The following is a 12,367-nucleotide window of genomic DNA, read 5'->3' on the forward strand; positions in this document are numbered from 1 at the left end:
CTCGGGTGGCGGCCGCGCTAGTCCGTGCCGGTCAGTGAAATTTCCCTTACAAATCAACACCTTGGCTTAGGGCCGACCTGTCGTGCGTCTTAACTCCATCAAGCTCTCCGGCTTCAAGTCGTTCGCCGAACCCACCAATTTCCTGCTTCCCGGCCAACTCGTCGGCGTCGTCGGCCCCAACGGCTGCGGCAAGTCGAACATCATGGACGCGGTGCGCTGGGTGCTCGGCGAATCGCGCGCGTCCGAACTGCGCGGCGAGTCGATGCAGGACGTGATCTTCAACGGCACGACCAGCCGCAAGCAGGCGAGCCGTTCGAGCGTCGAGTTGGTCTTCGACAACGCCGATCACCGCGCCGGCGGCCAGTGGTCGCAGTTCGCCGAAATCGCGGTCAAGCGCGTGCTGACGCGCGACGGCAATTCGAGCTACTACATCAACAACCAGCCGGTGCGCCGCCGCGACGTGCAGGACGTGTTCCTCGGCACCGGCCTCGGCCCGCGCGCCTACGCGATCATCGGGCAGGGCACGATCAGCCGGATCATCGAATCCAAGCCCGAGGAACTGCGCCTCTTTCTCGAAGAAGCCGCGGGCGTTTCCAAATACAAGGAACGCCGCCGCGAGACCGAGAACCGCCTCGGCGACACGCGCGAGAACCTCACCCGTGTCGAAGACATCCTGCGCGAGCTCAACAGCAACCTCGAGAAGCTCGAGAAGCAGGCCGAGGTCGCCGCGCGCTACAACACGCTGCACGCCGATGCGACGCGCAAGCAGCACCAGCTCTGGTTCCTGAAGCGCGGCGAAAGCGAATCGGACCAGACCCGCATCAAGCTCGACGCCGAAAAGGCGATCAACGACCTCGAATCGCGCACGGCCGACCTACGCCACGTCGAGGCCGAACTCGAAACCATCCGCCAGGCGCACTACGCGTCGGGCGACCAGGTCAACCAGGCGCAGGGCAAGCTGTACGAAGCCAGCGCCGAGGTGGGCCGGCTCGAAGGCGAGATCCGCTTCGTGGTCGAAGGACGCCAGCGCGTCGAGCAGCGGCTCGTGCAGTTGCGCGAGCAGATCGCGCAATGGAATGCGCGCCGCGAAGACGCCGAAGCCGAGATCGAGACCCTCGCCGGGCAGGGTGTGAACGCCGAGGAGCAGGCCGAACTGCTCGCCGCGCAGCTCGAAGAGCACGACGCGCGCATGCCCGAACTGGAAGACGCGCAGCAGCGCGCGCAGAACGAGGCCAATGCACAACGCGCCGCGGTCGCGCAGGTGCAGCAGCAGATCCAGGTGCTGGCCGCCGACCAGCGCAACATCGAAGAGCAGAGCCGCCAGCTCAACCAGCGCGCCGAGCGGCTGCGCAGCGACCAGAACGCGCTTGCCGTGCCCGACGAAGCGCGTCTGCAGGACATGCAGGAGCAACTGGCCGCCGCGCAGGAAGCTTCCGCGGAAGCCGAAGCGCGCCTGCATGAGCTGCAGGACTCCGTTCCGCAGCTCGACGAGGACCGCCGCAACCGCCAGCAGACGGTGAACGCCGAAGGCGCACGGCATGCGGAACTCGCCGCGCGTCTCGAAGCGCTGAAGGCGCTGCAGGAAAAGGTCAAGACCGACGGCAAGCTCGCGCCCTGGCTCGCCAAGCACGGACTCGAAAGCCTGCACGGCCTGTGGAGCCGCATCCACATCGAGCAGGGCTGGGAGAACGCGCTCGAAGCCGCGCTGCGCGAACGCCTGGGCGCGCTCGAAGTCAGCCGGCTCGACATGGTGCGCGCGTTCGGCAACGACGCGCCGCCGGCCAAGCTTGCTTTCTATACGCCGCCATCGGCTGCCGCGCCGCAGGGCGAGGGCGCATTGCCGCGGCTCGCTGCGCTGCTTCGTCTCAGCGACGCCGGCCAGCAGGCGCTGTTCGAAGAATGGCTGCACGGCTGCTTCACCGCGCAAACGCTGGAAGAGGCGCTTGCGCAGCGCGAGCAGCTCCAGGCCGGGCAGGCCATCTATGTCAAGAGCGGCCATGCGGTCACCGCGCACAGCGTGAGCTTCTACGCGCAGGATTCCGAACAGGCCGGCCTGCTCGCGCGCCAGCAGGAAATGGAAAACCTGGAGCGCCAGCTGCGCGCGCAGACGCTGATCGCCGAAGAGTCGCGCACGGCGCTCTCGCGCGCCGAGTCGGCGTATGCCGATGCGGCGCAGCGGCTCGTCACCGCGCGCCGCGAGGCCACGGACACGCAATCGCGCGCGCACGAACTGCAGGTCGAGACGCTGCGCCTCACGCAGTTGGCCGAACAGACCCGCGCGCGCAGCGAGCAGCTCTCCAGCGATCTCGGCGAAGTCACCGCTCAGCTCGAAGAACTGCAGGAACGCCGCATCACCGCCGAGTCGCGCTTCGAAGAACTCGACATGCAGCTCGCCGACAGCCAGGAGCGCCATGCCCAACTCGACGAGCGCGTGATCGAAGCAGCACGGGTGCTCGCCGCGAGCCGCGAACAGCATCGCAGCCTCGAACGCCAGGCGCAGGAAGCCACCTTCGCGCAGCGGACGCTCGAGGCGCGCCGCGCCGAGCTCAGCCGCGCCATCGAGACGGCCTCGCAGCAGACCACCTCGCTCGCCGATGAAGACGAACGCGCGCGCGCCGAGCTGGGGCGCCTGTCGGATGCCGCGGCGCAAGCCGGCCTGCAGGACGCCCTGTCGGTCAAGCTCGAACGCGAAGCCGCGTTGGGGGCGGCGCGCAGCCAGTACGACGACCTCACGCTCAAGCTGCGCGCGAGCGACGAGCGCCGGCTCCAGCTCGAACGCGGACTCGATCCGCTGCGCCAGCGCATCACGGAGTTCCAGCTCAAGGAACAGGCCGCGCGCCTGGGCTTCGAGCAGTACCAGCAGCTGCTGGCCGATGCGCAGGCCGACCTCGAAGCCGTTGCGCAGTCGATCGAGACCGACAAGGTGCGCCTCACGGGCCTGCAAGGCGAGATCGACAGGCTCAACCGCGAAGTGGCCGGGCTCGGTGCGGTCAATCTCGCGGCCCTGGACGAACTCGCGGTGGCGCGCGAGCGCAAGACCTTCCTCGATTCGCAGTCGGCCGACCTGAACGAGGCCATCGGCACGCTGGAAGACGCGATCCGCAAGATCGACGGCGAGACCCGCGAACTGCTCGGCGGCACCTTCAAGACGGTCAACGACCACTTCAGCCGCATGTTCCCCGAGCTGTTCGGTGGCGGCAATGCCAGGCTCATGATGACCGGGGACGAGATCCTCGACTCGGGCGTGCAGGTCATGGCACAACCGCCAGGCAAGAAGAACCAGACCATCCACCTGCTCTCGGGCGGCGAGAAGGCGCTCACGGCCATTGCGCTCGTGTTCGCGATCTTCCAGCTCAACCCGGCGCCGTTCTGCCTGTTGGACGAAGTGGATGCGCCGCTCGACGACGCGAACACTGAGCGCTACGCCAAGCTCGTGACCTCGATGAGCCGCGAAACCCAGTTCCTCTTCATCAGCCACAACAAGATCGCGATGGAAATGGCGGAACAGCTCATCGGCGTGACCATGCAGGAGCAGGGCGTCTCGCGCATCGTCGCGGTGGACATGGAATCGGCCGTTTCGATGGTCGAGGCTGCATGAGCCGCCGGGCCGCCCCAAGGCGAATCCCGGAGCGCCGCTGCGCGGAGGTTTCTCCCATGAGCCGCCGGGCCGCCCCAAGGCGAATCCCGGAGCGCCGCTGCGCGGAGGTTTCCCCCATGAGCCGCCGGGCCGCCCCAAGGCGAATCCCGGAGCGCCGCTGCGCGAGGGGGCTCCAATGAGCAGTCTCACGGTCGCACTCGCCATCCTCGGCGGGCTCACCTTGGCCGCGGTGGTCGGCTACAACGCATGGACCTCGCACCGCAATGCGCCGCGTCAGCCGGACGCGCGGAACACGCAGCCTCCCGAATCGGAGGGCGACGCGCCGCAGGAAGACCGCGAGCCGGTGCTCCGCGTCGATCCTCACCAGGTCGCCGGTGCCGAGCGGCACGAACCGCTATTCGATCCGGCGCTGCCGGCGCCGAGCGCCGTGCCCGCGCCATCGGCCGAGCGCCGCGGGGGCCTCGATCCGCTGATCGACGTGATCGCACCGATCTCCCTCGACGGACTGGCCTCGGGGGACGCGGCGATGGCCGCGATGCCGGCCACGCGCCGGGCCGGCAGCAAGCCGGTGGCGGTCGAGGGACTCAACGAACACACGGGCGTGTGGGAGCCTGCGGTGCAGGGCCAGCGCTACAGCGCATTCCAGGTCGGCGTGCAACTGGCCAATCGCACCGGCGCACTCAACGAGATCGAGTACTCGGAATTCGTCGTCAAGGCCCAGGCCTTCGCGGATGCGGTGAACGGCGCGCTGGAGTTCCCCGAGATGCTCGACGAAGTCGCCCGGGCACGCGAGCTCGACCAGTTCGCCAGCTCGCACGACGCGCAACTGAGCTTCGTGCTGCGGGCGCGGCACGCCGCATGGAGCCCGGGCTACGTGCAGCAGAACGCCGCGCGCCTGGGCTTCGTGCCGGGCATGATCCCCGGCCGCATGGTGCTGCCGGCGGCTGAACTGGGCCTGCCGCCGATCCTCGGACTGTCGTTCGATACGCAGGCCGCGCTGGCCGACGATCCGGCGCAATCGGCGATCCGCCAGCTCTCGATCAGCCTCGACGTGCCGCAGGTCGACCGTGCTGAAAAGCCGTTCGAGCGGATGCGCAATGCCGCTTCGGTGCTGGCGCACGACATGGACGGCATCGTGACCGACAGCGATGGCCAGCCGCTGCGCGGCGAGACCATGGACGCGATCGGCGTCGATCTCGAACAGCTCTACGACACCCTCGACGCGCGTGACCTGTCGGCCGGATCGCCGCTGGCACGTCGCTTGTTCAGTTGACCGCCCCAGGGTTGCCCACTTCGTGTGGCCGCCACCCTTCTCGACGGGCGATACCAGCGGCCCGGCGGTCCGCGGTATCCCAGGCGGGAAATGGGAAAAAGGACAGTGATGAAGACCGGTTTTGAAGACGCGGCCCGCGAGGCCGCCGCATTGAGCGAGCAGCTCCACCGCCACTCGCACCTTTACTACGTTCTCGACGCGCCGGAAATCCCGGACGCGGAGTACGACAGGCTCTTCCAGCGCCTGCAGGCGCTCGAGGCCGAATACCCCGAGCTGCGCACGCCCGACTCCCCGACCCAGCGCGTGGGCGGCAAGCCGCTCGAAGGCTTCACCAAGGTGCGCCACAAGGTGCCGATGCTGTCCATCCGCACCGAGACCGACATCACGCCGGCCGGCGCCAGCGCCTTCGATGCGCGCGTGCGGCGGGAACTGGGCCTCGCCGAAGACGGGCCGCAGGTCGACTACGTGTGCGAGCTCAAGTTCGATGGCTTGGCCATCAACCTGCGCTACGAGAACGGTGTGCTGGTGCAGGCCGCGACGCGCGGCGACGGCGAGATCGGCGAGGAGGTCACGCAGAACATCCGCACGGTGCAACAGATTCCGTTGCGGCTGCATGGTGAGCCTTCGAAGGTTCCCGCGGTGGTGGAGGTGCGCGGCGAGATCTACATGCGCCGGGACGATTTCGAGTCGCTCAACGAACGGCAGCGCCAGAAGATCGCCGACGGCCAGAAGAACGAGAAGGTGTTCGTCAATCCGCGCAACGCGGCGGCCGGCGCTGTTCGCCAGCTCGATCCGGCGATTGCCGCGGATCGGCCGCTGAGCTTTTTCGCCTACGGGCTCGGCGAGGTGACGCCGCCGGAGCAGGGCGGGCCCGCGTTTGCCACTCAGTTCGAATGGCTGCAGCAGTTCGGCGCCTGGGGCTTTCCTGTCGCCCAGCAGACGGCGCGCGCGCGCGGGGCGCTCGAGTTGATCGCCTTCCACGAAACGATCGGTCGCCAGCGCGATGCCTTGCCCTACGACATCGACGGCGTGGTCTACAAGGTCGACAGCCTCGAACTGCAGCGGCAGCTCGGCTTCGTCTCGCGCGAGCCGCGCTGGGCGGTCGCGCACAAATACCCGGCGCAGGAACAGCTCACGCAGGTGCTCGGCATCGAAGTACAGGTGGGCCGCACCGGCAAGCTCACGCCGGTCGCCAAGCTCGCCCCGGTGTTCGTCGGCGGCGTCACGGTGACCAATGCCACCCTGCACAACGAGGACGAAGCCCGCCGCAAGGACGTGCGCGTGGGCGACACCGTGATCGTCCGGCGCGCCGGCGACGTGATTCCCGAGGTGGTCGGCGTCGTGCCTGAAAGCGCGCAGCGGCCCGACAGCGAGCGCGGCCCCGTCTTCACGATGCCGCACAAGTGCCCGGTCTGCGATTCCGATGCGGTGCGGGAAGAGGGCGAAGTCGACTATCGCTGCACCGGCGGGCTGTTCTGCGGCGCGCAGCGCAAGGAGGCGATCCTGCACTACGCGCAGCGCCGTGCACTGGACATCGAAGGCCTGGGCGACAAGCTGGTCGAGCAAATGGTCGACGGCAGCCTGATCCGGACGCTGCCCGATCTCTACAAGCTGGGGCTGGTGACGCTCGCCGGCCTCGACCGCATGGCCGAGAAATCGGCTCGGAACCTCATCGACGCGCTGGAGTCCTCGAAGAAGACCACGTTGCCGCGCTTCCTCTTCGGCCTGGGCATCCGGCACATCGGCGAAAGCACCGCGAAGGACCTCGCGCGGCATTTCGGCAAGCTCGACGCGATCATGGACGCGACCGAGGAGCAGCTGCTCGAAGTCAACGACGTCGGCCCGGTGGTTGCGCAGAGCCTGCACACCTTCTTCGACCAGCCGCACAACCGCGAAGTGGTCGAGCAGCTTCGTGCCGCCGGCGTGCACTGGGAGGAATCCGAGCCCGAAGCGCGCGCGCCCAAGCCGCTGGCGGGCAAGACCTTCGTGTTGACCGGCACGCTACCTACGCTGAGTCGCGACGAGGCCAAGGACATGCTGGAGTCGGCGGGCGCCAAGGTGGCCGGTTCGGTCAGCAAGAAGACCGACTACGTGGTCGCCGGCGCCGAGGCGGGCAGCAAGCTGGAAAAGGCGCAGAGCCTGAGCGTGGCGGTGATCGACGAAGCGGGAATGCTGGAGATTCTGCGGAACGGACTCTGAGCAGTCTTCCTGAAGGCTGACGACCCGGCTTTACAAGGCCGGGTGAGCGCGCTGTCAACAACAGTGGCATGCTGGCGTTGAACATCGGTGGTGTGACCAGGAGTGCGTCATGAACGGAGTTCGTCTTCTCGTAGCATGCATCGTGGCGGGCGGCACTGCCGTGCTGGGTGGCTGCGTGGCCGTCCCTGCGGGCCCGTACTACGGCAGCGGTGCCGTGTATTCACAGCCTGCCTACGCCTATCCCTATTCCTCTTATCCCTATTACTACCCCTACTACGGGTGGCCCTCGATCTACCTCAGCGGATCCTATGGCTACTACGGTCATGGGTACTACGGTCATGGGTACTACGGGCGACCGTACTACGGGTACGGGCGGTATCCGTACTGGGGCCACGCAGGCTACTACGGCGGCTATCGCGGTGGCGCGGGTTGGGCGCGAAGGGGACGCGTCTGAAGGCTGAATGCGGCGTCACGATAATGGCGCGATGGCCATCCGCGAAATCCTGAAAATGGGCGATCCCCGGCTGCTGCGCATCGCGCAGCCGGTCGCCGACTTCGACACTGACGAACTTCACCTGCTGGTGCGGGACATGTTCGAAACCATGCACGCGGTCAACGGCGCCGGGCTGGCCGCGCCTCAGATCGGGGTCGATCTGCAGGTCGTGATCTTCGGGACCGACACGGTCAATCCGCGCTATCCGGACGCGCCGATCGTGCCGCGCACGGTTCTTGTGAATCCCGTGATCACGCCGATCGGCGACGACGAGGAAGAGGGCTGGGAGGGCTGCCTGTCGGTGCCGGGCCTGCGCGGCGTCGTGCCGCGTTTCGCCAACATCCGCTACACCGGCTTCGACCCTTACGGCGATCCGATCGACCGCACGGTGAGCGGCTTCCATGCCCGCGTGGTCCAGCACGAGGTCGACCACCTGCTGGGCAAGCTCTACCCGATGCGGGTGCGCGATTTCTCGCGCTTCGGCTTCACCGAGGTCCTCTTCCCGGGCCTGGACGCCGGCGAAGACGACTGAACAGCAGGGCCGCGCAGCAGGCCCCCTCGCAGGCACCCGCGGAACCGGCTCTGCCGGGCCGCCGGGTGCGCCCCCTCGAGGGGGGATGCGGCTACACGAAGTGAGCAAGCAACGGGGGTGGGCTCAGTTATACCGGCCGCCGGTGCCGCCGACGCTGAAGCGGCCCGCGCCGAGGAAGGCGCAGGCGATGGCGCCGAAGAGGTACATGCCCTGGAGCTCGAGTGCCCAGCCGCCGCTCTTGCCGAGGTCCCAGACCTGGCCCGTATGCACCAGCCAGATCGCGAAGACCATGTTGATCGCCACGACCCAGGCGGCTGTCCGCGTGTAGATGCCGGCGATCAGCAGCACCGGTGCCAGTATCTCGCCCACATAGACCAGATAGGCCACGGCGCCGGGAATGCCGTGCGAGCTCAGCATGTTCGCGATGCCGCCAACGCCGCCGCCGGTGAGCTTGGCAATGCCATGCAGCAGGATCAGAGCGCCGAGCGCGACGCGCAGAACGAACTTGCCGGTGTCATCGGAACGAATCATGGTCGAGTCATCCTCTTTTCGAGTCGAGTTGGAGTTGAAGAAAGGCGAGATTGTGGTCGATGTCGATGCACCGAAATGGCATGTGCTGCCAACCCGCGGTTCTTTGGCAGATGTCCTCGAGCCCTCGTAAACTGCCCGCTGCCGTCAATTCCGACACAACAAATCAAGAGGGGTTCCGAATGAACAAGGCTTTCCGTCCCATGCTGGCTTCCGTGGCCGCCGTCCTGGCCTTCGCTGCCACACCGGCGTTTGCGGGCAAGACGCTCGATGCGGTGAAGCAGCGTGGCACCGTCAAGTGCGGTGTGACGAACGGCGTGGCCGGTTTCTCCGCGCCCGACACGCAGGGCAACTGGTCGGGCCTCGACGTCGACACCTGCCGTGCAGTGGCCGCCGCGGTACTCGGTGACGGCAAGAAGGTGGAATTCGTGCCGCTCAACTCGCAGCAGCGCTTCTCGGCACTGCAGGCCGGCGAGATCGACATCCTCGCGCGCAACACCACCTGGACGCTCACGCGCGATGCGTCGCTCGGCTTCCATTTCACGACCATCACCTACTTCGACGGCCAGGGCTTCCTGGTGCCGAAGAAGCTCAAGGTGACGAGCGCCAAGCAGCTCAAGAACGCCACGATCTGCACGCAGGCCGGCACCACCAACGAGAAGAACGTCGCCGATTACTTCAAGGCGCAGAACATCCCGGTGAAGACAGTGGTGTTCGAGAGTTTCGAGGCATCGTTCAAGGCCTTCTTCGCCGGTCGCTGCCAGGCTTTCACGACCGACACCTCCGCGCTCGCAGGCCTGCGCAACAAAGAAGCGCCGAACCCCGACGACTACGTCATCCTGCCCGAACTGATCTCCAAGGAGCCGCTGGCGCCGCTGGTGCGCCGCGGCGACGACGAGTGGTTCGCCATCGTCAAATGGGTGCCCAATGCGCTCATCGAGGCCGAGGAGTTCGGCGTCACGCAGGCCAACATCGACGACCTGAAGGCCAACAGCAAGGATCCGGCGCAGATGCGCCTGGTCGGCACCGGTGACGACCTCGGCAAGCTCCTGGGCCTGGACAAGGAATGGTCGTACCGCGCGATCAAGGCCGTGGGCAACTACGGCGAGATCTTCGAGCGCAACGTCGGGCCGAAGTCCGTGCTGAAGCTGCCGCGCGGCACGAACAACCTCTGGAACAAGGGCGGCCAGATGTACGGATTGCCGGTTCGGTGAGCGCCGTACGGCCGCCCGAAGGCGCTCGCGGGCGCCGCGCCGTCTGGCTGGCCTGGATGGTGCAGGTGCTGCTGATCGCGGCGGTGGTCGGCGGGGTCTTGTGGTTGGTGAACCACGCCCTGGAAGTGCTGCGTGCGCGCGGCGTGCGTTCGGGTTTCGACTTTCTGCTGCAGCCGGCCGGCTTCGAGATCTCCGAGGGCTGGCTGGACTTCAGCTCGGGCCAGCCGTTCTGGCGTGCGTTCCTCGCCGGGCTGGTCAACACGATCCGGGCGGCGATCCCGGCCGCCGCGATGGCGGTCGTCCTGGGCACGTTCCTGGGTATCGGCCGGCTGGCGCCGCACGTGCTGGTGCGCGGGCTTTGCGGGTTCTATGTGCAGGTGGTGCGCAACGTGCCGCTGCTCGTGCAGTTGCTGATGCTGTACTTCGCGCTCACGCAACTGCTGCCGGACTCGACCGAGCCGATCGAACTGGTCGACGGTTTCTGGCTCAGCAAGGGGGGCTTGTCCATGCCCTGGCCGGTCGCGGACGAGGGGAGCTTCTGGCCGAGCCATTTCGAATGGCCCGAGCGCGGCAGCTTCAACGTCAGCGGCGGCGCGGCGCTGAGCCCGGAATACCTTGCGGTGGTGATCGCGCTGGCCCTCTACACGGCCGCTTTCGTTGCGGAGATCGTGCGGGCGGGGATCACCTCGGTATCAGAGGGGCAGAAGCTCGCGGCGCAGGCGCTGGGCCTTGCGCCGGTGCAACAGCTTCGCATCGTGGTGCTGCCGCAGGCGCTGCGGGTGATCGTCCCGGCGCTGACGAACCAGTTGTTGAGCCTGACCAAGAACTCCTCGCTCGCGGTGGCGGTCGGCTATCCGGAACTGGTGTCGGTGGCGAACACCTCGCTCAACTCGACGGGGCGCGCCTTCGAGTGCATCGCGGTGATCATGGCGGTGTACCTCGCGCTCTCGCTGCTCATTTCGGCCGCGATGAACCGCTACAACGCGCGTGTCGCACTGAGGGGGTGGCATTGATCGGCGCGGCGCGTTCTCCCATCGAATGGCGCAAGGAGTTGTGGGGTTCGCCGCTGCGGGCGGTGTTCACCGCCGTGCTCGCGGCGGGGTTCGCGTGGGGCGGCTTGCACGTGCTCGAGTGGGCGGTGGTCCATGCGGTGTTCCGGCCCGACGCACAGGCGTGCCGCGCAGTGCCGCATGGCGCTTGCTGGGGCGTGATTGCCGAGAAATGGCGGCCGATCCTTTTCGGCCGCTATCCGTATGAAGACCAATGGCGACCGGCGGTCGCGGTCGTCGTGCTGTCGCTCACCACGATGCTGAGCGCCTGGCCGCGCACCTGGCGGTGGTGGCTCCTGCCTGTCTGGCTGGTTTCGCTCGTGTTCTTCCTGGTGCTCATGCGCGGCGGTGTGCTGGGACTCGAATCCGTGCCGACGAACCGCTGGGGCGGCTTGCCGCTGACCATCGGCCTCGCCGTCGTCGGGCTGGCCCTGGCGTTTCCGCTGTCGCTGGCGCTGGCACTGGGCAGGCGCTCGCAATGGCCGGTGGTGCGCACGCTCTGCGCCACCTACATCGAGCTGGTGCGCGGCGTGCCGTTGATCTCGGTGCTGTTCATGGCCTCGTTCCTGCTGCCGCTGCTTTGGCCGGCGGGCTGGCAGCCCGATGTGCTGCTGCGGGTGCTGGCCGGGCTGTCGCTGTTCGTCGCTGCCTATCTGGCCGAGATCATCCGCGGCGGCCTGCAGGCCGTGCCGCGCGGCCAGACCGAAGTGGCGATGGCGCTCGGCTTCGGCCGCTGGCCGGTGCAGCGCGACATCGTGCTGCCGCAGGCGCTGCGGCTGGTCGTCCCCGCACTGACCAACAGCGTGGTCGGTACGCTGAAGGACACGTCGCTGGTCACGGTCGTCGGCCTGTTCGAGTTGACCGGCGCCCTCGGCCTGGCGCTCGGCGGCGATCCGACCTGGCGGCCGTTCTACCTCGAGGGCTACCTGTTCATCGCGCTGGTGTACTGGGTGCTGTGCTTCGGGCTGTCGCGGTACAGCGCCTGGCTGGAGCGGCGGCTTGCCGCGGGGCACCTCCAGCTGGAGTCCTGATCAGGCCTTGCGTGCCATCAGTTCGGCGTAGCCGGTCCGTGCGTCCGGCTCGCGGCTGAAGCGCCATTCGGGCAGCCACGCGATCAGCAGTTCGGCCGTCGTGCGGACGATGCAGCCCGGAGCGACATGGCCGCCGAGCACCCGCCCGCCAGCGTCGGCGATGCTCATGTGCAGATGCGAGCCATCGACGGAGAGCGTTCCGCAGAGCGTGAGGATCTCCAGGTCGCCGGCCAGCGATTGCGGCTCCTTGGCGCCGGCAAGCCGCAGGCGCGCGGTGCTCAGGCTGCCGATGCCTGCCACGACGAACGCGGCTTCGCATCCGTGCGCCGCGCGGGCCGCATCCAGCGCGGCGCGAAGATCGTCACCGGGGTTCAGGCGCAGCGGGACGGCATCCAAGATCGGCGACCCGTATCAGCTTTCCACCACGCTGACGCATGACCGGCGACGTAT

At 67.7% G+C, this 12,367-nt stretch carries 10 protein-coding genes; 8 read left to right on the top strand and 2 right to left on the bottom strand.

What is annotated here, in order from left to right; genetic code table 11:
* The first annotated feature begins 82 nt into the window (after positions 1 to 82).
* The 5 genes from smc (at position 83) to def (ending at position 8,095) form a co-directional block, all read left to right on the top strand.
* Positions 83 to 3,598, top strand: coding sequence for a chromosome segregation protein SMC (gene smc, locus WKW77_RS00645; RefSeq protein WP_340354896.1), 3,516 nt, complete (start codon positions 83 to 85; stop codon positions 3,596 to 3,598).
* Positions 3,599 to 3,773: 175 nt separating this feature from the next.
* Entirely contained in the window at positions 3,774 to 4,871 is a 1,098-nt protein-coding gene (locus tag WKW77_RS00650; protein WP_340354897.1) for a cell division protein ZipA C-terminal FtsZ-binding domain-containing protein, read from the top strand.
* 108 nt (positions 4,872 to 4,979) lie between these two features.
* Complete coding sequence (gene ligA, locus WKW77_RS00655) at positions 4,980 to 7,070, top strand: NAD-dependent DNA ligase LigA (protein WP_340354898.1); 2,091 nt, start codon at positions 4,980 to 4,982, stop codon at positions 7,068 to 7,070.
* A 109-nt stretch (positions 7,071 to 7,179) separates the two neighbouring features.
* The gene (locus WKW77_RS00660; RefSeq protein ID WP_340354899.1) at positions 7,180 to 7,524 is read left to right on the top strand and encodes a hypothetical protein; all 345 of its coding nucleotides are present in this window, start codon (positions 7,180 to 7,182) and stop codon (positions 7,522 to 7,524) included.
* 31 nt (positions 7,525 to 7,555) lie between these two features.
* Positions 7,556 to 8,095: a peptide deformylase gene (gene def, locus WKW77_RS00665; RefSeq protein ID WP_340354900.1), complete on the top strand. Its 540-nt coding sequence runs from the start codon at positions 7,556 to 7,558 to the stop codon at positions 8,093 to 8,095.
* 123 nt (positions 8,096 to 8,218) lie between these two features.
* Here def and WKW77_RS00670 read toward each other — a convergent pair whose 3' ends face one another.
* Entirely contained in the window at positions 8,219 to 8,626 is a 408-nt protein-coding gene (locus WKW77_RS00670; RefSeq protein ID WP_340354901.1) for a DoxX family protein, read from the bottom strand.
* A 179-nt stretch (positions 8,627 to 8,805) separates the two neighbouring features.
* Here WKW77_RS00670 and WKW77_RS00675 point away from each other — a divergent pair, with 179 nt between their 5' ends.
* From WKW77_RS00675 to WKW77_RS00685, 3 genes are read left to right on the top strand one after another with little or no spacing between them, the layout of a single operon-like run.
* Positions 8,806 to 9,837, top strand: coding sequence for an amino acid ABC transporter substrate-binding protein (locus WKW77_RS00675; RefSeq protein ID WP_340354902.1), 1,032 nt, complete (start codon positions 8,806 to 8,808; stop codon positions 9,835 to 9,837).
* A gap of 56 nt (positions 9,838 to 9,893) precedes the next feature.
* On the top strand, positions 9,894 to 10,850 hold the full coding sequence (locus tag WKW77_RS00680; RefSeq protein WP_422823116.1) for an amino acid ABC transporter permease: 957 nt from the start codon (positions 9,894 to 9,896) through the stop codon (positions 10,848 to 10,850).
* Positions 10,847 to 11,917, top strand: coding sequence for an amino acid ABC transporter permease (locus WKW77_RS00685; RefSeq protein WP_340355574.1), 1,071 nt, complete (start codon positions 10,847 to 10,849; stop codon positions 11,915 to 11,917). Before WKW77_RS00680 ends, WKW77_RS00685 begins: the two co-directional genes overlap by 4 nt.
* On the opposite strand, the gene WKW77_RS00690 is transcribed toward WKW77_RS00685, so the two are convergent.
* The gene (locus tag WKW77_RS00690) at positions 11,918 to 12,313 is read right to left on the bottom strand and encodes a PPC domain-containing DNA-binding protein (RefSeq protein ID WP_340354904.1); all 396 of its coding nucleotides are present in this window, start codon (positions 12,311 to 12,313) and stop codon (positions 11,918 to 11,920) included. It lies immediately after the preceding gene.
* Positions 12,314 to 12,367: the final 54 nt, after the last annotated feature.

It is taken from the genome of Variovorax ureilyticus (assembly GCF_037889935.1).
Taxonomy (GTDB): domain Bacteria; phylum Pseudomonadota; class Gammaproteobacteria; order Burkholderiales; family Burkholderiaceae_C; genus Variovorax; species Variovorax ureilyticus.

Bases quoted from the DNA above. Each gene is read 5' to 3' on its own strand.
- WKW77_RS00650 (WP_340354897.1), top strand. From the start codon at position 3,774: ATGAGCAGTCTCACGGTCGCACTCGCCATCCTCGGCGGGCTCACCTTG.
- ligA (WP_340354898.1), top strand. From the start codon at position 4,980: ATGAAGACCGGTTTTGAAGACGCGGCCCGCGAGGCCGCCGCATTGAGC.
- WKW77_RS00660 (WP_340354899.1), top strand. From the start codon at position 7,180: ATGAACGGAGTTCGTCTTCTCGTAGCATGCATCGTGGCGGGCGGCACT.
- def (WP_340354900.1), top strand. From the start codon at position 7,556: ATGGCCATCCGCGAAATCCTGAAAATGGGCGATCCCCGGCTGCTGCGC.
- WKW77_RS00670 (WP_340354901.1), bottom strand. From the start codon at position 8,626: ATGATTCGTTCCGATGACACCGGCAAGTTCGTTCTGCGCGTCGCGCTC.
- WKW77_RS00675 (WP_340354902.1), top strand. From the start codon at position 8,806: ATGAACAAGGCTTTCCGTCCCATGCTGGCTTCCGTGGCCGCCGTCCTG.
- WKW77_RS00680 (WP_422823116.1), top strand. From the start codon at position 9,894: ATGGTGCAGGTGCTGCTGATCGCGGCGGTGGTCGGCGGGGTCTTGTGG.